Source organism: Caballeronia sp. NCF2 (genome assembly GCF_023631205.1).
Taxonomy (GTDB): Bacteria; Pseudomonadota; Gammaproteobacteria; order Burkholderiales; family Burkholderiaceae; genus Caballeronia; species Caballeronia zhejiangensis.
Genome location: NZ_JALQDN010000009.1, coordinates 180,459 through 203,832, shown reverse-complemented (window position 1 = coordinate 203,832; position 23,374 = coordinate 180,459). Strand labels below are relative to the sequence as shown.

General features: G+C 63.8%; 20 protein-coding genes. 10 read left to right on the top strand and 10 right to left on the bottom strand.

Features of this window, described 5'->3' with window-relative positions; all coding sequences use genetic code 11:
- Positions 1–82 precede the first annotated feature (82 nt).
- The 3 genes from NCS02_RS06685 (at position 83) to NCS02_RS06675 (ending at position 2,717) form a co-directional block, all read left to right on the top strand.
- Entirely contained in the window at positions 83–490 is a 408-nt protein-coding gene (locus NCS02_RS06685) for a plasmid mobilization protein (protein ID WP_008349975.1), read from the top strand.
- A 219-nt stretch (positions 491–709) separates the two neighbouring features.
- On the top strand, positions 710–1,390 hold the full coding sequence (locus NCS02_RS06680; RefSeq protein WP_034473631.1) for a PspA/IM30 family protein: 681 nt from the start codon (positions 710–712) through the stop codon (positions 1,388–1,390).
- A gap of 124 nt (positions 1,391–1,514) precedes the next feature.
- On the top strand, positions 1,515–2,717 hold the full coding sequence (locus tag NCS02_RS06675; protein WP_250522955.1) for a tetratricopeptide repeat protein: 1,203 nt from the start codon (positions 1,515–1,517) through the stop codon (positions 2,715–2,717).
- A gap of 344 nt (positions 2,718–3,061) precedes the next feature.
- Here NCS02_RS06675 and glgX read toward each other — a convergent pair whose 3' ends face one another.
- The gene (gene glgX / locus NCS02_RS06670; protein WP_008349981.1) at positions 3,062–5,260 is read right to left on the bottom strand and encodes a glycogen debranching protein GlgX; all 2,199 of its coding nucleotides are present in this window, start codon (positions 5,258–5,260) and stop codon (positions 3,062–3,064) included.
- A gap of 257 nt (positions 5,261–5,517) precedes the next feature.
- Here glgX and NCS02_RS06665 point away from each other — a divergent pair, with 257 nt between their 5' ends.
- From NCS02_RS06665 to NCS02_RS06650, 4 genes are all read left to right on the top strand, one after another.
- The gene (locus NCS02_RS06665; protein ID WP_175980003.1) at positions 5,518–6,903 is read left to right on the top strand and encodes a DUF2252 domain-containing protein; all 1,386 of its coding nucleotides are present in this window, start codon (positions 5,518–5,520) and stop codon (positions 6,901–6,903) included.
- Between the two features lie 164 nt (positions 6,904–7,067).
- The gene (mscL, locus tag NCS02_RS06660) at positions 7,068–7,511 is read left to right on the top strand and encodes a large conductance mechanosensitive channel protein MscL (protein ID WP_008349984.1); all 444 of its coding nucleotides are present in this window, start codon (positions 7,068–7,070) and stop codon (positions 7,509–7,511) included.
- Between the two features lie 321 nt (positions 7,512–7,832).
- On the top strand, positions 7,833–8,324 hold the full coding sequence (locus NCS02_RS06655) for a hypothetical protein (RefSeq protein WP_008349986.1): 492 nt from the start codon (positions 7,833–7,835) through the stop codon (positions 8,322–8,324).
- A gap of 235 nt (positions 8,325–8,559) precedes the next feature.
- Entirely contained in the window at positions 8,560–8,766 is a 207-nt protein-coding gene (locus NCS02_RS06650; protein WP_008349988.1) for a dodecin, read from the top strand.
- A gap of 85 nt (positions 8,767–8,851) precedes the next feature.
- Here the strand turns inward: NCS02_RS06650 and NCS02_RS06645 are convergent, their stop codons facing one another.
- From NCS02_RS06645 to NCS02_RS06630, 4 genes are all read right to left on the bottom strand, one after another.
- On the bottom strand, positions 8,852–9,937 hold the full coding sequence (locus NCS02_RS06645) for a BMP family ABC transporter substrate-binding protein (protein WP_008349990.1): 1,086 nt from the start codon (positions 9,935–9,937) through the stop codon (positions 8,852–8,854).
- Between the two features lie 112 nt (positions 9,938–10,049).
- Complete coding sequence (locus tag NCS02_RS06640; protein WP_008349992.1) at positions 10,050–10,979, bottom strand: ABC transporter permease; 930 nt, start codon at positions 10,977–10,979, stop codon at positions 10,050–10,052.
- Between the two features lie 16 nt (positions 10,980–10,995).
- Positions 10,996–12,102 (bottom strand): ABC transporter permease, encoded by a 1,107-nt coding sequence (locus tag NCS02_RS06635; protein WP_250519432.1) that lies wholly within the window; start codon positions 12,100–12,102, stop codon positions 10,996–10,998.
- Positions 12,103–12,109: 7 nt separating this feature from the next.
- Positions 12,110–13,684 carry an ABC transporter ATP-binding protein gene (locus NCS02_RS06630; RefSeq protein WP_008349995.1) on the bottom strand — a complete coding sequence of 525 codons (1,575 nt, stop codon included), beginning with the start codon at positions 13,682–13,684 and terminating at the stop codon, positions 12,110–12,112.
- Between the two features lie 271 nt (positions 13,685–13,955).
- On the opposite strand from NCS02_RS06630, the gene NCS02_RS06625 reads away from it, so the two are divergent.
- Positions 13,956–14,888 carry a LysR substrate-binding domain-containing protein gene (locus NCS02_RS06625; RefSeq protein WP_008349998.1) on the top strand — a complete coding sequence of 311 codons (933 nt, stop codon included), beginning with the start codon at positions 13,956–13,958 and terminating at the stop codon, positions 14,886–14,888.
- Positions 14,889–14,998: 110 nt separating this feature from the next.
- Here the strand turns inward: NCS02_RS06625 and NCS02_RS06620 are convergent, their stop codons facing one another.
- Positions 14,999–16,369: an 8-oxoguanine deaminase gene (locus tag NCS02_RS06620; RefSeq protein ID WP_033537253.1), complete on the bottom strand. Its 1,371-nt coding sequence runs from the start codon at positions 16,367–16,369 to the stop codon at positions 14,999–15,001.
- 463 nt (positions 16,370–16,832) lie between these two features.
- Here NCS02_RS06620 and uraH point away from each other — a divergent pair, with 463 nt between their 5' ends.
- Entirely contained in the window at positions 16,833–17,186 is a 354-nt protein-coding gene (uraH, locus tag NCS02_RS06615) for a hydroxyisourate hydrolase (protein ID WP_008350002.1), read from the top strand.
- Between the two features lie 62 nt (positions 17,187–17,248).
- Positions 17,249–18,442 (top strand): urate hydroxylase PuuD, encoded by a 1,194-nt coding sequence (locus NCS02_RS06610; protein ID WP_250519431.1) that lies wholly within the window; start codon positions 17,249–17,251, stop codon positions 18,440–18,442.
- 65 nt (positions 18,443–18,507) lie between these two features.
- Here NCS02_RS06610 and ltaE read toward each other — a convergent pair whose 3' ends face one another.
- The 4 genes from ltaE to NCS02_RS06590 all read right to left on the bottom strand — a co-directional run bounded on the left by ltaE (position 18,508) and on the right by NCS02_RS06590 (position 23,303).
- Complete coding sequence (gene ltaE / locus NCS02_RS06605; RefSeq protein ID WP_244808035.1) at positions 18,508–19,512, bottom strand: low-specificity L-threonine aldolase; 1,005 nt, start codon at positions 19,510–19,512, stop codon at positions 18,508–18,510.
- A 126-nt stretch (positions 19,513–19,638) separates the two neighbouring features.
- Positions 19,639–20,880, bottom strand: a complete 1,242-nt coding sequence (locus tag NCS02_RS06600) for an alkyl/aryl-sulfatase (protein ID WP_250522954.1) — start codon at positions 20,878–20,880, stop codon at positions 19,639–19,641.
- Complete coding sequence (locus tag NCS02_RS06595; RefSeq protein ID WP_250522953.1) at positions 20,844–21,572, bottom strand: MBL fold metallo-hydrolase; 729 nt, start codon at positions 21,570–21,572, stop codon at positions 20,844–20,846. Before NCS02_RS06595 ends, NCS02_RS06600 begins: the two co-directional genes overlap by 37 nt.
- Positions 21,573–21,590: 18 nt before the next feature.
- Entirely contained in the window at positions 21,591–23,303 is a 1,713-nt protein-coding gene (locus NCS02_RS06590) for a GMC family oxidoreductase (RefSeq protein WP_250522952.1), read from the bottom strand.
- Positions 23,304–23,374 lie beyond the last annotated feature (71 nt).

Here is a 23,374-nt window from a genome sequence, read left to right as displayed (position 1 = left end):
CGATGTCGTGCAGTTTGATGAACCGAAGCCGCGGTCGTCCCCTTAGTCCGGTTACGATCGCCTTACTGTTTGTGAGCCGCCCATGACGACCAAACCCAGCGAACGCATCGTTGTTTTCGTGACTCCCGCGCAGAAGCTGGCCATCAGCAATACAGCGGACTCCCTCGGCATCAGCGTGAGCGAGCTTATGCGGCGCGCCGTGCTGAACTTCAACGCGACGAGCGAGCAGATCAAGGTCGCGGGCATCGTCGATCGGCTGCGCGCGCCCAAAGCGCCCGATGCGCTCAACGCCGCGCTGAAGAGCGTCGCTGCGAAAGCCGCCGCACGCGAAGCCCGCGATGCCGCCGCAAGCGCGACCAAACGCGCAGCGCAGGCGCGCACGCTTGCGCAGGCGCATCCCGAGCCCCCCGCATCCGAAGACGCACTCGAGCATGACGCCGATGAGGGCGACGACGCCTCGCTGACCGACGACACGCACACCGAGCGCTAGCCACCGGCGCCCTGCCTGCCTTTTCCGGCAAGGCGCGCCGTTACACTCCTTAACCTTCCGTTAAGTCCCGGTTAAGCCGCGGCATGATCTAATGAGCGGGTAAACCCGGCGTGCACGCGAAGCTCGCGTGCGCTTGCAATCCCGCGCATTGCGCCTCACATTCGAGCCGCGCGGCGCGTGGATCGAGTGAACGCCGCCGTCTTCCTCCAGGAGAAATACATGTCGCTTTTCGATTCCATCACGCGCACGGTCAAAGGCCTCTTGAACGACGCCGCCGACACCATGCAGGACCCTTCGCGCGACGCTCGCCAGATCGTGCGCGAACTCGACGACAGCATCGCGAAGGCGGAAAACTCGCTCATCGAGATCGAAGCGCAGGTCGCGACGCAGCAAAGCAAGCGCGACGCTGCCGCCGACAAGGCGAAGAAGTACGAAGACGGCGCGAAGCGCGCGCTGCAGTCCGGCGATGAAAGCCTCGCGCGCGAAGCCCTCGCGGCGCAGGCGAACGCCGAAACCGAACGCGACGCGCTCGCCGCGGAACTGCAGACGCTGGTGCCTTCGGTCGATCATCTGAAGCAGCAGATCACGGACATGCGTCAGCGCCGCAACGATCTGAACGCGCGCTCGAACATCCTTCAGGCGAAGCAGCAGATCGCGCAGGCGAAGGACACCGCGGCGACGGCGCTGGGCGGCATCGGCGGAAAGAATCTTTCGGAGGACTTTCAGAAGCTCGAAGACAAGGTTCAGCTCGCCAACGCCCGCTCGGATGCGCGCCTGAATTCGGCGGACCAGAAGTCCGGCAAGGCGCTCGATGACAAGCTCGCCGCGCTCAATCGCGGGCCTTCCGTCGAAGACCGTCTCGAAGCGCTGAAGAAGCAGTTGAATCCGCCGGCGCAATAAGTGCTGGCGTGTGCATGCGTGGCGAGCCGCCGGGCAAGCCACGCGTCGCACGAATATGCGTTACCTTGAGCAGTACACGATTGCATCGACAGGAGACGGACGTTCATCGCGTCCGGCCCGCATCATGAAAAAGTTCTTGACGGCTCTGGCGTTGTCGCTGTCGCTCGCATCCCCGCTCGCGTTCGCGTTGCCGACCGCGCAGCAGGTCGAGCAGTCGATGACGCAGGGCAACTGGCAAAAGGCCGACTCGCAACTGAGCGAAGTGCTTGAGGCGCATCCGAAGAACGCGCACGCGCATTATCTCTACGCGCAGGTTCTCGACCGCGAAGGCCGTTACAGCGACGCCCTTTCGCATCTGCAACAAGCGAAATCGCTCGATCCCGCATTGAGCTTCACCGATCCGTCGCGCTTCGCGGCCACGCAGGCCCGCATTCAGGCCGACGCGACGCGCGCGAGCATCTCGCCGCGATCGGACAACGGCGCGACTACGTCGAGCGCACAGAATCCCTTCAATCAGCAACAAGCCGCGCCCGCGCCGCAGACGCACGGCATCGGCATGGGCGCGTGGATCGGTTTGGCGATCCTGATCGCGGCGATCGCGCTCGTGCTGCGCTGGGGCTTGCGCCGTGCGCGCTCACGCGACGACGGTCAGGCCGAGAACGATCGCCGTTCGCAGATCAAGCGCGCAACCGAACTGCTCAACGAAGTGCGCACGCTCAAACTAGACGTGCGGCTCTCCACCGCGCCGGGCCATGAAGCGCTGCTGAAGGACGTCGAAGGCGCGGAAACGCAGTTGCGCGAGATGGTCGAATCGCTGTCGAACTCGAAGAATCCGGTACCACCGTATGCGATCGAAAATCTGGAGAATCAGGTTGCAAGCCTGAAGGCGCGCGCCGAAGGCCGGCCCGATCCGAACGCGAACAACTATGCGCAAGCCGGCGCACCGAACGGCTCGCCATATGCGCAGGAAGCCGAGCGTTTCGGACGCGGCCAGCCGCAGTATCCGCAGCAAGGGCCGTATCCGCCGCAGCAAGGGCAGCAGCCGCCCGTCATCATCCAGCAAGGCGGCGGCGGGTTCGGCGGCGGCATGGGCGGATTGCTTACCGGCGTGCTGCTGGACGAGGCGCTCTCGCATGGGCGCGATCGCGTGATCGAGCGCGAAGTCCCCGTCGATCGTCCGCCGCAGAACGATAACGGCGGTCTCGACTTCGGCAACGACAACGGCGGCGGCCTCGATTTCGGCAACGGCTCCAACGACTGGAACGATGGCGGCGGGGGCGGAAACCTCGACCTCGGCAGCAACGACGACAGTTGGCGCGATTCCTGATCTGCTCGCGTACGAAAAACAAGGGCTCCGTTTCGCGGAGCCCTTTTGGTTTCGTCGTGAAGATCAGCGCATCAACCGCCGCCGAGAAAGCGCAGCAGGCCCCAGAGAAACTTGAAGAAGCCGACGATGAATTCCCAGATGCGCTCGAGCTGATCCCAGCTCGCGACGCGCAGGATGGCATGCAGGATCATGCCGTCGGCGCCACGCGGCCTTGAAGAGGCGCGCGTTCATGCGTGAAAGATACGGCCATCGTGGAAAAAAGAAGGCGGCTCCCGCCGCCTACTGTCGCTATCGCAAAAACCAGATGATAACCGCTCGCGCGCCGGACCCCGCCGACGCGAGCCTCAACTCGCCTCGCCTTCAGGCGGGACTTCGTCCGTCAGCGCTTCTTCCAGCCGCTTGAAAATGCGCTTGGTCGCGCCGCGCGGCTGAAGCGCAAACAGGAGCAGCGAGCGGCCCGTCACCTGATACACATCGTCCGCGCCGAACTCCGGCAATTCCTCGCGAATCGGCGCGTTGGTGTCGATGAGACAGATCCACTCGTCGGGGCCCGGAATGTCGGGCAGCGTGAAATCGACCACGTCGTGATACGCGTTGACGATGAGCAGCAGCGTCGCATCCGATGCCGGCTTGCGGATGCCCGTCGCCTGCGCGCGCCCGTCCATCACCACGCCGAAGCAGCGCATGTTCGGATCGTCCCATTGCTCCTGCGTGAGTTCGTCGCCGGTCGTGCCGAGCCACCGGACGTCGGCGACCTGCAGGTCCTCGTTGTATTCGCCGGTCAGGAAGCGCTGGCGCCTGAGCACCGGCAGCGTGTGACGCAGCGTCGTCAGCTTGCGCACGAATTCGGTGAGCGCGCGGCCATCGTCGTCGATGTCCCAGTTCACCCAGCTGATGTCGTTGTCCTGGCAATACGCGTTGTTGTTGCCCTTCTGCGTGCGGCCGAATTCGTCGCCGGCGAGCAGCATCGGCGTGCCTTGCGAAAACAGCAGCGTCGCGAGCATGTTGCGCTTCTGGCGCTCGCGCAGCGCGCGAATCTCGGGGTCGTCGGTCGGACCTTCGACGCCGCAGTTCCACGATTTGTTGTCCGAATGGCCGTCCTTGTTGTCCTCGCCGTTCGCCTCGTTGTGCTTCTCGTTGTACGAGACGAGATCGTTCAGCGTGAAGCCGTCGTGCGCGGTGATGAAGTTCACGCTCGCCCACGGACGGCGCCCGCGCTTGTTGAACTTGTCGCCCGATGCGGTGATGCGCTTGCCGAGCTCAGGCGACACGCCTTCGTCGCCCTTCCAGAATTCGCGCACAGTGTCCCGGTAACGATCGTTCCATTCCGCCCAGCCCGGCGGAAAGCCGCCCACCTGATAGCCGCCCGGACCGCAATCCCACGGTTCCGCGATGAGCTTCACGCTCGAGAGAATCGGGTCTTGCCGGCAACTGTCGAGGAAGCCGCCGCCCTCGTCGAAGCCGTAGGGCTCGCGGCCGAGAATCGTCGCGAGATCGAAGCGAAAGCCATCGACGTTCATCTCCGTCACCCAGTAGCGCAGGCTGTCGGTGACCATCTGCAGGACGCGCGGATGCGACAGGTTGAGCGTATTGCCGGTGCCGGTATCGTTGATGTAATAGCGTGATTCCTCGGGCATCAGCCGGTAGTACGACGCATTGTCGATGCCGCGAAACGACAGCGTCGGCCCGCGTTCGTTGCCTTCGGCGGTGTGGTTGTACACGACGTCGAGGATGACTTCGAGGCCGGCCTCGTGCAGCCGGTCGACCATTTCCTTGAACTCGGCGACGACGCCCGGCCCGCGCGCGAAGTAGCGCGGATCGGCGGCGAAAAAGCCGATCGTGTTGTAACCCCAGTAATTCGTGAGGCCCTTGTCGAGCAGATAACTGTCGTTGACGAACGCGTGGATCGGCAAAAGCTCGACCGACGTCACGCCCAGGCTCTTGATGTAATCGACCACTTCCTTCTGTCCGAGCCCCTCGAAAGTGCCGCGCATGTGCTCCGGAATCGCCGGATGCAGCTTCGTGTAGCCGCGCACGTGCGTCTCGTAGAAGATCGTGTGCTCCCACGGCACGCGCACGCGCGTCGCATGCGTCCACGAGAAGTCCTGATCGACGACCTGGCACTTCTGCATGAAGGGCGCGCTGTCGCGTTCGTCGAAGGTGAGATCGTCGCCTTCGGCGTTGAGCGTATAGCCGAACACGGCCGGGTCCCACTTCAGTTCGCCGACGTGCGCCTTCGCGTACGGATCGAGCAGCAGCTTGTTGGGATTGAAGCGATGTCCGGCTTCGGGCTCGTACGGTCCATGCACGCGATAGCCATAGACCGCGCCGGGTTGCAGGCCGTGAACGTAGACGTGCCAGACTTCATCGGTGTATTCGGGCAGTTCGATGCGCTGCGTTTCCTTTTCGCCCTTCTCATCGAAGAGACACAGCTCGACTTTGGTCGCGTTCGCGGAAAACAGCGCGAAATTCACGCCCTGTCCGTCCCAGGTTGCGCCGAGCGGAAACGGGGAGCCTTCGGCAATGCGGATTTCGTTGGGCATGAGATGATGTGTTCGAAAGATTGACGCGAAGTGCGTCGGGATCGTGCGTTGGCATTGCGCGGCTTCAAGCCGATCGTAAAGAGCATATCCCGTGCCCGTGCCCCGGCCCGGCGTGCAGCTTGCTTCATGCGGTTCGCGCCATCGAGACGCACCCGCGTCATGCGCTGCGCGTGTAAAACCTTCCCGCCGGGAGCGCCGAATGCTCTGCGTTCGACGAACGCTCGACACGCCCTTTTATCGCCGAAGGAGAACGCGCCTTGTCCACCCGCCCTGGTTCCGCTTCGACGAATACACCCATCAACGGCGCGGCCGAGCAAAGCCGCGCCATGGGCCGTTCACTGCGCGACGCGGTTCCGTTCGACGCGCACGGCGCCTGGTCGCCCGAGCCGGACCGGCCCGATCCCGTCGAACGCGTGCTCGCGGGCAACGCGGGCCGGCAGGAGCGGCTCATTCCGCTGCGGATGCAACGCATGGCCGAGTCGCCGTTCGCGTTCCTGCGCGGCTCCGCGACGGTGATGGCGTGGGATCTGGCGAAGTCGCCTTCGATCGGCCACAACGTCATCATCGACGGCGACGCGCACGTCAATAATTTCGGCCTTTTTCGCACGCCGCGCCAGGACGTCGTGTTCGATCTGAACGATTTCGACGAAACGCTCGTCGGTCCGTGGGAATGGGACTTGAAGCGTCTGACCGCGAGCATCAACGTCGCGGCGCGCGAAAATGGCGTCGATGCCGCCGGGCGCGAAAGCGCCGTGCGTTCGGCGTGCGCCGCGTATCGCACGACGATGGCCGGACTCTGGCAAGTAAGCCCCTACGATCTCTGGCAGATGCGCTCCTACGCGAGCGCGCTGCACATGGACGCGCCCACGAAGCTCGATTCCGACGAGAAGGCGACCATAGAGAAAACCGTTGAACGCGCGATGAAGCGCTCGCACGCGACTATGCTCGCGAAAGTCGCGGAGCCCGTCGGCAAAAGCTATCGCTTCAAGGCCGATCCGCCGATCCTGACCGCGCTCGACGCCGCCGAGAAAAATCATGTGATCGATGGCCTGAAGGCTTATCTGGAAACGCTCGCCGGCGAATGGCGCATGATGCTCGAACGCTACGACGTCGTGGATGTCGCGCATCGCGTCGTCGGCGTGGGCAGCGTCGGCACGCGCGCGTATCTCGTGCTGATGCTCGGCCGCGCGCTCGGCGATCCGCTCTTCATTCAGGTGAAGGAAGGCATCGTGCCGGCCGCCGCGCCGTTCGTGCCGCCGCTCCCGGAGCCGTATCGCCATCAGGGACGGCGGGTCGTGCACGGTCAGCGTCTGATGCAGAGTTCATCGGATGCGCTGCTCGGCTGGACGACCATTTCCGGCCGCGACTTCTACGTGCGCCAGATGAAGCAGATCCGCGGCTCGATTCCCGTCGACTGGCTGCACGGCGCGACCTTCGACTTTTACGCGTGGTGCCTCGGCCTCCTGCTCGCCCGCGCCCACGCGCGCACCGGCGATGCCGCGCTCATCGCCGGGTATTGCGGCAACTCCGACCGGCTCGACGCCGCCTACGCGATGTGGGCCGAGCGCTATGGCGCGCAGACGGTCGCGGATCACGCGGCTTTTTGCGCGGCGATCAGCGTGGGGCGCGTGCCGTCGGCCTGAGCGAATTCCGGCGCCCCGCGCGAGCCGCAATCGAATTGACTATCATTGTCGGTGCCCGCAACGAAACGCGCCGCGCCCGGCGTTTCGCGCGGGTTCCAACGGCATAGCCCTTGCTGCCGCCTTGGCCCGCACAACCGTCTAACGCACACTGGAGGAAGCCGCGCATGAGCATGATCGAAGAATTCAAGAACTTCGCCCTGAAGGGCAACGTCATGGACCTCGCGGTCGGCGTCATCATCGGCGGCGCATTCTCGACGATCGTCAATTCCGTCGTCAAAGATCTGATCATGCCGGTGGTCGGCCTCGCCACCGGCGGCCTGGACTTTTCGAACCTGTTCGTCCGGCTCGGGCCGATACCGCCAACGTTCAAAGGCAATCCCGATTCGTACAAGGACTTGCAGACCGCGGGCGTCGCCGTATTCGGCTATGGCTCGTTCATCACCACGCTGATCAACTTCATCATTCTCGCGTTCATCATCTTTCTGATGGTCAAGTTCATCAACAATCTGCGCAAGCCGGCCGAAGCCGCGCCGCCGCCCGCGACGCCCGAAGACGTGCTGCTGCTGCGCGAGATTCGCGACGAACTCAAGAACGCACCGCGCGTCTAGCCGGGCAAACCCGCTCGCATCGCAGCGGAACCCGCACGGCGCGGGCGGGTCTGCCTGATTGGCCACCCTACCCCTTGGTGCGCCCACCCGCTTTTTTCTTCATGAAAGCTGTTCGCGTGGGGTGCAGCAGGACTATTATTGAGATAGATGCTCTGAGGGAAGCCAAGCGGGCCGCCAAACGGTCGTCGGCACGAATCGTGCGCCAGGAAGGAGCAGCGGCTCTTGCCGTTGCTAAAAACGAATGGCCCGATTCACCGTGACCTAATCACATCGATGCGCTATAAAAGATCGACGTGCGGCGCGCAAGACGGGAGTGGCCGCATGAGGACGCTGCGTTTCTTGCAATTCTTTTTCAGGCGAGTTTTTATGTCCTTCCCGAAAAAGCGTAAGCGCGTGAAGGCTGATGGCGACGAGTCTTTTCTCGCCGTGCTTCGGCATTTCAAGCCATTTGGTCAGCTAGACACCAAGATCGCCAGGGCTCGCGCCCAGGATGAACCGGTGCTGTACGCACATGTGTTGCCGGGACTCGATGTCCTTCTGTGCAGCGTGCGAGGCGCCCAGCCGCCCTACCCGGCGATCGACGAGCTGCACAGGCGTTGTGTCGAATCCATCACCAACGCGCTCGAACAGCCGCTCGACGGACTCGAGAACGGCGGTTACTGGTACGAGGGAAACGGTTTCGGTTTCCTTGTATTCGCGAGCCGCGCCCGCGCCCAGATCCTGAGCGAATTCGGCGCGACGGTTTCGGCGCGCAGGCGTCGCGGCACGCGCCGTCAGGACGCAGGCGACGCCGCTTCGCGACCGCTGCGCTGATCCTGCGCGGACCTCCCTGGTTTCTGCCGATGCACGCGGGCCTCGCTGACGAGGCTCGTGCGCCGAGCGCGCTTCGCGCAAACCCCGACTACTCCCGCACGCGTTCCTGTCCTTTAATGGAAGCCACGCGCGAAAGCGTGATGGCGCGTGCCTTGCTGCATCGGTATTCGAAGCATCTTGCGACGCCACGCGTCGCATCGCTCTGACCGATCCACCACACTACAAGGAGAACACCATGTCGGAACACGTCTACAAGCAGATCGAACTGACCGGCTCGTCGCCGCAATCGAGCGATGACGCCGTGCGCGTCGCGCTCGAGAAGGCGTCGAAAACGCTGCGCAACATGCACTGGTTCGAAGTGGTGGAAACGCGCGGGCACATCGAGGACGGCAAGATCCTGCACTGGCAGGTGACGATCAAGGTGGGACTGCGTATCGATTGATGCGCGTGGCTCATCGCATGAAAAAACCGCGCTTCGTTTTGCAACGAAGCGCGGTTTTACATTGCGGCGAGCGAACGATGCGCGCTTACTTCGGCAGCGAGCCGTCCACGCCTTCGACGTACCAGTTGATGCGCTGCAGTTCCGGGTCGGTCAGCGTCTTGCCGGCCGGCACCTTCTCCGCGCCCGACTGATCCTTGATCGGACCGCTGAACACATCCCACTTGCCTGCGTGCAACTCGTCACGCTTCGCGGAGATCGCCTGCACTGCCTTCGCGGGAATCGCGCCGGTATTCAGGTCTTCGAGATCCACGGCCTTCTGCGGAATGCCGAGCCATACCGGATCGTTCTTCCACTTGCCGTCGATCACCTTCTGGATCACGTCGTTGTAATACACGCCCCAATGCGCGACGACCGAGCCCAAATGCGCGCTCGGGCCGAACTTCTTCATGTTCGAATCCCAGCCGAACGCGAAGACCTTCTTCTCGGCGGCGGTGTTGAGCGTCGCGTTCGAATCGGTGTTCTGCAGCAGGACGTCGGCACCCTGGCCGATCAGCGTTTCGGCTGCCTGCTTTTCCTTGCCCGGATCGAACCAGCTATTGATCCAGATGACCTTCGTGTGGACCTTCGGGTTCACGGAGCGCGCGCCCATTGTGTACGCGTTGATGTTGCGCACCACTTCCGGGATCGGCACCGACGCGACGAAGCCGAGCGTGTTCGTCTTCGTCACGTAGCCCGCGGCGACGCCCGCGAGATACGCGCCCTGATACATGCGCACGTCATACGTGCCGAAGTTCTTCGCCTTCTTGAAGCCGGTGGCCGTCAGGAAGATGGTGTCCGGAAAATCCTTCGCGACCTTCAGCGCGAAATCCTGATAGCCGAAGCTCGTCGCGAAGATGACCTTGTTGCCCTTGTTCGCGAGATCGCGGAACACGCGTTCCGAGTCCGCCGATTCCGGCACGTTCTCGACGCGCGTGATCTTGATCTTGCTGCCGTACTTCGCTTCGGCCTCCTTGCTGCCGGCGTCGTGCGCGAAGGTCCAGCCTGCATCGCCCGGATTGCCGAGATAGACGAACGCGACGCCCGGCGCATCCGCCGCCTGCGCGCTCAAGGCCGCGACGGTGGCGGACAGTGCGACCGTAGCGGTGATCGCCTTCAGCCATGGTTTATTCATTGTGATTCTCCTGGTCGATGTTGTGTGTCAAACGAATTGCTTTGGCCCGCATCAGTGTGGTCGGTCAAAAATGAGAACGGAACCGCGATGCTGCGCGCGAACAACAGCGGCATCAACTCGCCGCGAAGAACGGCTTGCCGAGCGATGCGGGCGCGTTGAGCCTGATCGTGTTCGGGTTACGCGAGATGAGCACGAGCACGACGATCGTCGCGATATACGGCAGCATCGCGAGAAATTGCGTCGGTACCGGGACGCCGATCGCCTGCGCGTAGAACTGCAGCGCCATCACCGCGCCGAACAGCAACGCGCCGATGAGCAGCCGGCCCGGGCGCCACGTCGCGAACACGACGAGCGCGAGCGCGATCCAGCCGCGCCCCGACGTCAGTTGCTCCTGCCAGACGTGCAGATAGACGATCGAGTAATAGCCGCCCGCGATGCCGGCCATCGCGCCGCCGAAGAGCGTCGCGCCGTAGCGCACGCCGACGACCGGAAAGCCGACCGAATGCGCGACCGCCGGCGATTCGCCGACCGAGCGCAGCACGAGCCCCGCCCGCGTCTTGTAGAGGAACCAGCCGATCACCGCGAACATGATGAACGCGAGATAGCCGAGCGGCGTGAGCGAGAAGATCGCCGGGCCGAGCACCGGAATGCTCGACAGCCCGGGAATCGGCATCACGTCGATGGTCGAGCGCACCGCCGCCGACGTATAGGGCTTGCCGACATACGCCGAAAAGCCGATGCCGAAGATGGTCAGCGAGAGGCCCGTCGCGACCTGATTCGCGAGCATCGTGATGGTGAGAAAGCCGAAGAGCAGCGCCATCGCGAGCCCGGCGAACACCGACGCGACGATGCCGAGCCACGGGCTGCCCGTGATCGCGGTGACGGCGTAGCCGGTGACGGCGCCCATCAGCATCATGCCTTCGACGCCGAGATTCAGTACGCCGGATTTTTCCGCGACGAGTTCGCCCGCGCCCGCGTACATCAGCGGGATGGCGGCGATCACGGCGCTCGAAGCGAGATTGCTGGCTTGATTGATGTCCATGTTTTTCTCGACCTCGTTAAGCGGCGTGATGTACAGGCGTCCTGCGCTTGATGCGGAAATTCACGAACAGATCGCAACCGAGCAGGCAGAACAGCAGCAAGCCCTGAAACACGCCCGCGAGCGCTTGCGGCAATTGCAGCGACGTCTGCACCGCTTCGCCGCCGAGATAAAGCAGCGCCATCAGCAGACTGGCGAGCACGATGCCGACCGGATGCAGACGCCCCACGAACACGACGATGATCGCCGTGAAGCCGTAGCCCGGCGACCAGCCCGCCTGAAGCTGGCCGATCGGACCGGCCACTTCGCCCATGCCCGCGAGACCCGCGAGGCCGCCGGAAAGCAGGAGCGAGGTCCAGATCGTCTTCTTGTCGGAGAACCCGGCGTAGCGCGCGGCGAGCGGCGCGAGACCGCCTACGTTCATCCGGAAGCCCGCGAAGCTCTTGCGCATGAAGAGCCACACGCAGGGAATCGCGATCGCCGTCAGAAACACCGACGCGTTGATGCGCGTGCCCTTCAGCCATGTCCAGTGCCAGTCGCCGTAGAGACGCGGGAAGAGCGCGTCGTCGCCGAACATCGCCGAGATCGGGAAGTTCATGCCTTCCGGATCGCGCCACGGACCGCTCACGAGATAGATGAGCAACTGCGTCGCGACGTAGGTGAGCATCAGGCTCGTCAGGATTTCGTTCGTGTTGAAGCGGCTCTTGAGCAGCGCGGGAATGCCCGCCCACACCATTCCGCCGACGATGCCGCCCACCATCATCAGCGGCAGCGTCCACCAGCCGGAAGCATCGCCGACATGGACCGCGATGCCGCCCGCGACGATGCCGCCGAGCAGCATCTGCCCTTCCGCGCCGATGTTCCACACGTTCGCGCGATAGCCGACCGCGAGCCCGAGCCCGATCAGGCACAGCGGCGACGCCTTGAGCACGAGCTCCGACCAGCCGTTGATGCTGGAGAGCGGCTCGATGAAGAACGCATGCATCGCGCGCAGCGGATCCTGTCCGACGAGGCTGAAAATCAGAAAGCCGATGACGAGCGTCGCGACGGCGGCGACCACCGGCACCGCGAGCTGCATGACGCGCGAGGGCGCCGGACGCGCTTCGAGTCGATAAGGGAAGATCATCGTTCTTTTAGTGCTTCTGAAGAGAGTCGGATTCGACGGCGGGCGCGGGCTTGCCTTCGAAGAGGCCGGCCATGAAGAGGCCGATCTCCTCCGCATTGGTTTCGCTCGTCTTGCGCACCGGCGAGAGCTTGCCGCGCGCGATGACGGCGAGCCGGTCGCAGATATCGAAGAGTTCTTCCAGTTCTTCCGAAATCACGAGAATCGCGACGCCGCGCGCGGACAGATCGAGCAGTTGCTGGCGGATGAAACCCGCCGCGCCGACATCGACGCCCCAAGTCGGCTGCGCGACCACGAGCACTTTCGGCTCCTGAAGAATCTCGCGTCCGACGATGAATTTCTGCAAGTTGCCGCCGGAGAGACTTTGCGCGAGCGCATCGCTGCCGCCGCAACGCACGTCGAACGACTTGATGCAGCGTTCCGCGAATGCCTTGACCGTGCCCGCCTTGATCCAGCCGCCGCGCACCATGTTTTCGCGATGCGCGGTGAGCAGGCCGTTATCGGCGAGCGACATCGCCGGGACCGCGCCGCGGCCGAGCCGCTCCTCCGGCACGAACGCGAAGCCGAGCCGCCGGCGGCCGCCCGCGGTGAGACGCGCGGCGGGCTTGCCGCAGATCGACACGGCATCGGCGGCGACGTGTTTATCGCGGATTTCGCCCGACAGCGCCGCGAGCAACTCCGCCTGTCCGTTCCCCGACACGCCCGCGATCCCGAAAATCTCGCCCGCGTGCACCCCGAACGAGACGTTGTCGAGCGACGTGCCGAACGGGTCCGGACTCGCGACCGACAGATTTTTCACCGCAAGGCGCACGTCGCCGGGATTGTGTTCGCGGCGCGTGTAGTCGGGCAGCGAATGGCCCACCATCAGTTGCGCGAGCGACGCATGCGTCTCCTTGCGCGGATCGACGTTGCCGGTCACGCGACCGCCGCGCATCACGGTGGCGTTTTCGCACAGCGACTGTATTTCGTCGAGCTTGTGACTGATATAGAGAATGCTGCAGCCCTCGGACGCGAGGCGGCGCAGCACCTTGAAAAGCTTCTGCACGGCTTGCGGCGTAAGGACGGACGTCGGCTCGTCCATGATGAGCAGCCGCGGATTCTGCAGGAGGCATCGCACGATCTCGACGCGCTGCCGTTCGCCGACGGTCAGGCTGTGGACGTGGCGCTGCGGATCGACATCGAGGCCATAGTCCTTCGACACATCGCGGATGCGCTTGCCGAGCGCCTTCATGTCGAACTTTTCGTCGAGCGCGAGCGCGATGTTTTCGGCGACGGTCAGCGTCTCGAACAGCGAAAAGTGCTGAAAGACCATGCCGATGCCGAGCTTGCGCGCGGCGGCCGGGCTGCCGATCTCGACCGCCTCGCCCTGCCAGCGGATCTCGCCTTCATCCGGGCGCACCGCGCCGTAGATGATTTTCATCAGCGTGGATTTGCCCGCGCCGTTCTCGCCGAGCACGGCGTGGATTTCGCCCGGCATGACGACGAGATTCACGCCGTCGTTCGCCTTGACCGACGGATACTGCTTGCTGATACCGGACAACGCCAGCCGCGGTGGCGTCGTCGACGTGGAGATGGCGTCGCCCATTGAGATCCAGAGATGCGCCCGGCCACCGAGCAGGCCGGGCTGGAAAAAGTTACCGCTCGAGAGCGCAAGACAGCGTGATGTCGCACGAACTCATATCGCGGGCAGAATTTACAGAATTCGAGACGCTAAGTCGATAACTCAAAATTATGTGTTGCGCCCCGCAAACCCAGGCATCGCGGGTAACTCACATCTTGACGAATTTTTTGCAACATATTAAAAACGATATGTCGCACCCCTGCGTCGATCAGCCAGAACATATAGTGGAGATAACATGAGTCAGCAACGCGAGGCGATCGATACTTACTTATTGCGCGTCTTGCATACCCTCCTGATGGAACGCAGCGTGACGCGTGCGGCCGTCAAGCTCAATCAGTCGCAACCCGCCATCAGCGCTGCCTTGCGGCGCTTGCGCGACATCACCGGCGACCCGCTTCTCGTGCGCGGCAAGTCCGGCATGGTGCCGACCGAATATGGCCTGCGCCTGCTCGAACCGACGCAGAACGCGCTGCGTGAAATCGAGCGCATCAAGGTTCAGCAGCATAATTTCGACCCGTCCACTTCGGTGCGGTGCTATCGGATCGGCTGTCCGGATTATCTGAACGTGCTGTTCGTGCCGACTGTCGTCGAGCGCTTCAGGCAGGCCGCGCCCAACGCCACGCTCGAATTTCATTCGCTCGGTCCGGCGTTCGATTACGAACTCGCGCTGGAGGACGGCAAACTCGATATCGTCGTCGGCAACTGGCCGGAGCCGCCCGAGCAGTTGCATCTTTCGAATCTGTTCGTCGACAAGATCGTGTGTCTCGTCAGCAATACGCATCCTTTCGCGAAGCGCGGCGGGCTTACGCTCGATCAGTACCTGAACGCGCCGCATCTCGCGCCGACGCCCTATTCCGTCGGGCAGCGCGGCGCGATCGACGTGCATCTCGCGCGGGAACGGTTGAAGCGTCATGTCGTCGTTACGTTGCCGTACTTCAATCTCGCGCCTTACGTGTTGATCAAGTCGGATCTCGTGTTTACGACGACGCGGCTGTTCGCGGACCATTACGCGCGGTTCTTGCCGCTGGCAGTCGTGCCCGCGCCGCTCGATTTTCCGCCGATGCAGTATTACCAGTTGTGGCATGAGCGGTGTCATTATTCGGATGAAGTGCGATGGTTGCGGGGGCTCGTCGCCGAGGCGACGCGGTCGTTGATCGATCAGCCTTAACGCTTTCCTTGCTCGTTCGTGAAACCTGTGTTCGCGTCGGTCTATTAGCGTTGCCCCGGTGCGAAAAGACCGACGCGAACACAGGTTTCACGCAACGCCCCCAAGAAAGATCAAGAGCCCGAAGAAGCAGCCTGAACCAAGTCCCGCGCCAGACGATTGTGGCGCTCCACGACCGCGCCTAGATCCACCGTCGCAAGCACCCCATCCTTCACCACGATCTTCCCGTCGATAACACTGGTCGACACCTGCGACGGAGCACAGAACACCAACGCAGCGACAGGATCAGAAAGCCCCCCGGCAAACGCGACCTGCGAGAGGTCGAAGGACACAAAATCCGCCGCCATGCCCGGCGCAAGCGCCCCGATATCATCGCGATTGAGCACCCTCGCGCCCCCGAGCGTCGCAATTTCCAGCGCCTCACGCGCAGTCATCGCATCCGGCCCGAACCCAACGCGTTGCAAGAGCAAAGCCTGCCGCACTTCCGCGACCATCTGCGCGCCATCGTTCGACGCCGACCCATCCACGCCGATACCCACCGGCACGCCCGCATCGCGCATCGCGCGAATCGGCGCGATCCCGGACGCGAGCCGCATGTTCGAGCACGGGCAATGCGCGACACCCGTCCCTGTGCGCGCAAAAAGCTCGATGCCCGCCTTGTCGAGCTGCACGCAGTGCGCGTGCCACACGTCATGCCCGACCCAGCCGAGATCCTCCGCATATTCCGCCGGCGTCATGCCGAATTTCTCGCGGCTATACGCGACATCGTTCACGTTCTCGGCCAGATGCGTGTGCAGCGACACGCCGTATTCGCGCGCGAGCAGCGCCGCATCGCGCATCAATTCGCGGCTCACCGAAAACGGCGAACAAGGCGCGACGACCACGCGCAGCATCGCGTAACGGCCTTCGTCGTGATACGTCTCGATCAGGCGTTGCGAATCCTTCAGAATCGCATCCTCCTTTTCGACGACCGAATCGGGCGGCAAGCCGCCATCCTTTTGTCCGACGCTCATGCTCCCGCGCGCCGCGTGAAACCGCATGCCGATCTCGCGCGCCGCCGCGATGCTGTCGTCGAGCCGGCTGCCGTTCGGATAGATATACAAGTGATCGCTCGACGTCGTGCAACCGGACAGCAGCAGTTCGGCCATCGCGGTCTGGGTCGAGACATGGATCATTTCGGGCGTCAGATGCGCCCAGATCCTGTAGAGATTCGTGAGCCAGCCGAAAAGCTCGGCGTTCTGCGCGGCGGGAATCGCGCGCGTGAGGCTCTGATACATGTGATGGTGCGTGTTGACGAGGCCCGGAATCACGAGATGACCGCGCATGTCGAGTACGTCGTCGGCGGATTGCGGAAGTTCGCTCGTCGGCCCGACCTGCACGATGCGATTGCCCTCGATATACATGCCGCCATCGGCGATTTCGCGGCGCGCTTCGTCCATCGTGACGAGCATGTGGGCGTTCTTGACCAGAAGACTGCGTGGCATAAGCTAACTCTCTCCAGAGACAGTTGGGAAACCAGTGAAAAGCCCCGGTTACCCAGCGTCTGCCGCCGTCTTCGGGACGCGGCAAATATCCATGGATATTGCGCGCACCGCTACTGTCCGCAGCCAAAAAATCGGACGCAATCAAGCGGCAGTCATAGTCATCTTCACGGCGGCAATATATTCCCGATTATTGGCGCGGGTAGCATCGGCGAAAAGCGATTCCGAGCGCGTGCGTCTTGCTTACGCGACGCTGTCATGCGTCAGGCATTATCTTTCCTATCGCGGCCGCACAGCGCGTCTCGAATTCCTACAATGCTGTACACGGCGCGCATCTGAAACGCCGACGGGTATGTAGCCACTGACGTGGAGCCTCGATCCGCCGCAGACGCACCTCGAGTAATCAGGTGCCGAATTTCGGATCGATGCGCAAAGCCGGATCTCGCACAACTCAAGGAAACTGCGAATGGGCAAGCTCACTACCCACGTCCTCGACACCGCGCACGGCCGCCCGGGCGCGAACCTCAAAGTCGAGCTGTTCGCGCTCAACGGCGACGCCCGCCGCGCGATCAAGACCATCCACACGAACGACGACGGCCGCGCCGATGCGCCGCTGCTCGAAGGCGCCGACTTCGAAACCGGCGAATACGAACTCGTGTTCCACGCAGGCGACTACTTCGCCGCGCTCGGCGTGAAAGTGCCCGAGCCGCGCTTCGTCGATCGCGTCGTGCTGCGCTTCGGCATCGCGGATGCTTCGTCGCACTATCACGTTCCGCTGCTCGTGTCGCCGTGGGCGTACAGCACCTATCGCGGAAGCTGAGCGGCAGCCAAAACATCGCTTGAACCCCACAAGCACATAACGAATCGGTAGTGGAGGAGTACATGGAAGGCTTTGTCACCGACTGGCTCAATCTCGTATTGCGCTGTCTGCACGTCATCGTCGCGATCGCGTGGATCGGCGAATCGTTCTATTTCGTCGCGCTGGACAACAGTTTGAAACCGCCAACCGACCCGAACGCGCGCCGGCGCGGCGTGTTCGGCGATTTCTGGCACGTTCACGGCGGCGGTTTCTATCACATGCAGAAGTATTCCGTCGCGCCGCAGGACATGCCGGAAAACCTGCACTGGTCGTTCTGGCCGTCGTACACGACGTGGATGTCGGGCTTCGGCCTCTTCTTCGTGCTGTATCTGATGGCGCCGAGCACGTATCTCATCGACAAGAGCGTGCTCGACATGGGTCCGGTGGTCGCCGTATCGGCCGCGCTCGGCTTTCTGATGGCCGGCTGGATCGTGTACGACACGCTGTGCCGCGTGCTCGGCACCAACGACAAGCTGCTCGGCATCTGCGTCGGCATCTATGTGCTGATCGCTGCGTTCATCGCGTGCCATGTGTTCGCGGGCCGCGCGGCGTATCTGATCACCGGCGCGATGATCGCGACGATCATGTCGGCGAACGTGTTCTTCGTCATCATTCCGGGCCAGCGCAAGATGGTCGCCGCGATGCTCAAGGGCGAAACGCCGAACGCGATCTACGGCAAGCGCGGCAAGCAGCGCTCCGTGCACAACACGTACTTCACGTTGCCGGTGGTGTTCGCGATGCTGTCGAACCACTACGCGATGACCTACACGCACAAGTACAACTGGCTGATCCTCGTGCTCATCATGCTGGCGGGCGCGCTGATTCGCCAGTTCTTCGTGATGCGCCATCGCGGCCAGGTGCTGTGGTACATGCCGGTCGCGGGTCTCGTGCTGGTGCTCGGCGCGTTCGCATGGACTATGCCCGCACCTTCGGTGCCCGTCGCCCAGGCCGCAGGCGCGCCGACGATCAAGGTCTCCGACATTCAGCCGATCATCCAGCAGCGTTGCGCGACGTGCCACTCCGCGCATCCGACGATGATGGGCAGCGCACCCGCCGGCGTCCTGCTCGATACGCCCGCGGAAATCAAGCAGAATGCGCAGCGCGTGCATCAGCAGGCCGTGACGCTGAAGGCGATGCCGCTCGGCAACGTCACGCAAATGACGGATGCGGAGCGTCAGAAGGTGGCGGCGTGGTTTGCAGGCGGCGCTGTCAAATAAGCTTGCCGCTGCGCGCAATGAAATGCCCCGCTTCGTTCGGAAGCGGGGCATTTTTGATTCGACCTTCAACGTGCGAAGTAATCCTTCACCGCGCGAACGACCGTGTCGATATCGGCGCGCGACACATCGCGATGCGTGACGAAGCGCGACGCATAGAGCATCTGCGTGAGGATGCCGCGCTCCTTCAGAAAGGCTTCGAGCCGCGCGCAATGCGCCTCGGGAATCTGCGCGAAGACCATGTTCGTCGCGTGCGACTGAATCTTGATGCCATCGATCTGTGCGAGGCCGGCGGCGAGATGCGCGGCGTTGTCGTGGTCTTGCACGAGGCCATCGACGTGATGATCGAGCGCATACAGACACGCCGCCGCCAGCACGCCCGACTGGCGCATGCCGCCGCCGAGCACCTTGCGCCAGCGGCTCGCGACATCGATCAATGCCTTCGATCCGACCAGCACCGAACCGACCGGCGCGCCCAGCCCCTTCGAGAAGCAGACGGAAACCGAGTCGAACGGCGCGCACAGTTCGCCGACTGGTTTGTCCGATGCCACCGCCGCATTGAATATGCGCGCGCCGTCGAGATGCGTCGACAGACCGCGACTGCGCGCGAGTTGCGTCGCCTCCGCGACATAAGACGCCGGCAGCACCTTCCCGCCGATGGTGTTTTCGAGCGCGAGCAGACGCGTGCGCGCGAAGTGATTGTCGATCGGCTTGATCGCCGCCGCGATCTTGTCGAGCGGCAAGGCGCCGTCGGGCGCGTTTTCGATCGGCTGCGGCTGGATGCTGCCGAGCACCGCCGCGCCGCCGCCTTCGTACTTGTACGTGTGCGCCTGCTGGCCGACGATGTATTCGTCGCCGCGCGCGCAATGCGCCATCAACGCCGCGAGGTTGCTCTGCGTGCCGCTCGGAAAGAACAGGCCCGCTTCCTTGCCCGTGCGCTCCGCGAGCCTGCCTTGCAATTCGATGACGGTCGGATCGTCGCCCCAGACATCGTCGCCGACTTTGGCCGCGGTCATCGCGGCGAGCATCGGCTGACTGGGACGGGTGACGGTGTCGCTGCGAAGATCGATCATGCGTGGTTCCTTGTTTCAGGCTCGTCTGGGCCGACTATCTTAGCCGTTCGATAAAGAGCGCGCCCCGAAACGCGAAAGGCCGGCGCGCCCGCACCGGCCTTTCGATACGCGATAACGACGCGCCGCTTACGGTTCCACGACGTTGAAGTCGTTGTCGACCTGTTCGAGCGCGCCGAGCAGCGACTTGAACGCGTCGAGATCGCCCGTGACGCGGATCTGACCTTCGCGCAGTGCGCCCGCGAAGCCGGTTTCGCCGCAGAGGATCAGATTCAGCGTCTCGCGCGTCATGTCGATCTGCGCGTGCGGCGGCAACGCAGACGGCAGCGCAGACCACGTCAGCGCGCCGTGCTGCAGATTCACGGAGAAGCGCTTGTCGACATCGCTGAAACGCCAGTCGAAGCGCGCAGTCAGATTCTGTGCCTTCAGCCCGTCGATACGCACCGCCAGATAGTCGAAGAACATGTCTTCGGTGATCGCGCACACCATGTCGCGGCTGCGGCTCGCGAACTGCGTCGCCGCGCGATGCCCTTCCCGCAACTCGCGCGCACCCAGAAGGAACGCATTGCGCCACGTCGCCGATTCGGCCTGATAGCCCATCTGCTCCAGCGCCGCCGCGCCCAGTGCGCGCGCTTCGAGCAACTGCGGCTGCGCGAACACGAGATGATTCATCACCTGAGCGACCCAGCGATATTCGCCCTTGCCGAAATCCCGGCGCGCGCGTTCGAGCACGGCATCCGCGCCGCCCATGTACTCGACGTAGCGCGGCGCCGCCAGTTCCGGCGGCAGCGCGTGCAGATTCGACGGATTGCCGTCGTACCAGCTCAGATACTGCTGATAGATGGCCTTCACGTTGTGCGACACCGTGCCGTAATAGCCGCGCGCGTGCCACAGCGCGTGAAGCGAATCGGGAAGGCGCATGACCTCCGCGATCTCGGCCGCGTTCATGCCGCGATTCATCATGCGTACGGTCTGATCGTGCAGATACTTGTATAGATCGCGCTGTGCTTCGAGATATCCGGCGATACGCTCGCGGCCCCAAGTCGGCCAGTTGTGCTGCGCGAACACGACATCCGCGTGGCGTCCGAAGCGCTCCAGCGATTCGCCCAGATAGCGCGCCCAGCGTTGCGCATTGCGCACGTTCGCGCCGCGCAGCGGACACAGATTGTGCAGCGAGCGCGTGCCGTTCTCCGCGAGATTGAGCGCGCGCTCCTGCGGGAAGTAAAAATGCATTTCGGCGGGCGCTTCGCTTTCCGGCGTCAGCTGGAAAACGATCTCGACGCCGTCGATGACATGCGTCTCCAGCGGCTCGCGAATGAGCTGCGTCGGCGGAATCAGCGTGATCGTGCCGCGCGGCATGGTCTTGCCCATGCCGGCATCGATCTGGCAGCACGCGTGCGCGCGAGCGTGTGGCCGAACTGGAACTGCGCGCGACGCGCCATCGCCGGGCCGGCCATCACGTTTTCCGACACCGCCTCTTCCATGAACCCGGCCGGCGCGATGATCGCCGTGCGCCCGGCCTGCACATCCGCGTCATTCGTGACGCCGCGCACGCCGCCGAAATGATCCGCGTGGCTATGGCTGTAGATGACGGCCACGACCGGACGCTTCGGCCGATGCGCGCAATAGAGCGCGAGCGCGGCCTCGGCGGTTTCCTTGCATGTCAGCGGATCGATGACGATGAGCCCGCTGTCGCCCTCGATGAACGTGACGTTCGAGACGTCGAAACCCCGCACCTGATAAATGCGCTCCGTCACCTTGAAAAGGCCGTGCAGCGAATTGATGCGGGCGTGACGCCACAGCGACGGATGCGCGGTGTCGGGCGCCTCGGGCTCGTTCAGAAAGGCGTAGTCCGCGAGGCTCCAGACGAGCTGGCCATATGCGCCGCGCACTTCGGCGTCCGGCACCGTGCCGATGAATCCGCGCCGCGCGTCCGCTTCCTCCTCGGGATCGTCGGGAGGCAGTTCGTGCAGCGCGCGCTCGTGCGCCGCGCGCGTCGCCGCGGTCGCCGGCAGCGACGGCGGATAAGGTTTCGGCAGCGCCTGTGTGTCACCGTTTTGCATGCGATGTTCCCCGCTGAATTAGATTGCCTCGACGCGCGTCTCGGTGGAGACGGCGGCACGAATGAGATCCGCGGCCTTCTCCGCGATCATGATGGTCGGCGCGTTCGTGTTGCCGCCGATGATCGTCGGCATGACCGAGGCGTCGGCCACGCGCAGACCATCGATGCCGCGCACGCGCAGGTCGGGGTCGACGACCGCGAGTTCATCGACGCCCATCTTGCATGTCCCGACCGGATGAAAGAGCGTGTCCGCATGCTCGCGGATGTAAGCGCGAATGGCGCGCTCATCGCCCTCGCCGGGGCCGAAATCGTCGGTCATGAGCTCGCGCCCGCCCGCTTGCGCAAGCGCGGGCTGCGAGAAAATCCGGCGAATGAGCCGCACGCCGGTCACGAGGTTGTCCATGTCGGATTCCACGCTCAGATAGCGCGGATCGATGAGCGGCGCGTCGCGCATGTCGCGCGACTTGAGGCGAAGCACGCCACGGCTTTTCGGGCGCAGGTTGGTCGCGTGACAGCTGTATCCCGGCGGCGCTTTCCTGCCCGCGCCGTCGCCACGGCTGCCCACGAGCGCGAGAATGAACGCGAACTGCAGATCGGGTTCCGCGAGCCCTTCGCGGCTGCGCGTGAAGCCGCCCGCCTCGATGATGTTCGATGCGAACATGCCCGTGCGGTCGCGCCTGTAGCGCATCAGCTCCGGAATCATGCGCGCGATGTTGCGCCACGAGTAGCCGTAGAGATCGGCGGTCGGCACGGCCTTCTTGATCGTGATGTCGATGTGATCCTGCAGGTTCTCGCCGACGCCCGGCAGATCGTGCACGACATCGATACCCATCTCGCGCAGATGCGCGGCCGGGCCGATTCCCGATGCCAGAAGCAGTTGCGGCGAATTGAACGCGCCCGCGCACACGATGACCTCGCGACGCGCACGCAGGCTGCGCTCGAGGCCATCGCGCACGACGCGCACGCCGGTCGCCCGCTTGCCGTCGAACTCGATGCGCAGCGCGATCGTGCCGGTCATCACCGAGAGCGAGTCGCGGCCGCCGCAGAGCGATGCATCGGCTGCGTCGCCGCGATGCAGATACGCGCGCGCGGTGTTCCAGCGCTCGCCGTTGTACTGCGTGACCTGATATAGCCCGACGCCTTCCTGATGCTGTCCGTTGAAATCGTGATTGAGCCGCATGCCCGCCTGCAACGCGGCGTCGATGAAGCGCTGGCTGAACGGATTGAGCGTGCGCTGATCGCAGACGTGCAGCGGGCCTTGCGCGCCGTGGAAGGCGTCGTCGAGACCATTGCGGATCCGGCCGTTCGACTCGGCCTTGCGGAAGTACGGAAGGACTTCTTCGTAGCTCCAGCCGCGGCATCCGAGTTGCGCCCATCGATCGTAATCGTTGCGATGACCGCGGACATACAGCATGCCGTTGATCGACGAGCTGCCGCCGAGTCCGCGGCCGCGCGGCTGAAACGACACCCGGTTGTTCAGCGACGGTTGCGGCAGCGTGTGATAACCGTAGTTGCGCACATTTTCCTTCACCGCCAGCTTCGCCACGCCGACGGGCGCCCACACCGTGTAGTGATGATCGTCCGGGCCGGTCTCCAGCAATGCGACCGTGACCCCTTGCTGGTCGGCAAGGCGGCTCGCGACCGCGCATCCCGCCGATCCTGCCCCGACCACTATGTAGTCATACTGATCGTTACCGCTTACGCTCGCGCGCCTCCTGGCCGAATCGCTCATGCTGTCTCCGTATTTATTAGTGCGGCACCGGACGGTCCCGAGGCGGACGCTGGCCGGATGCAAGCCGTCCG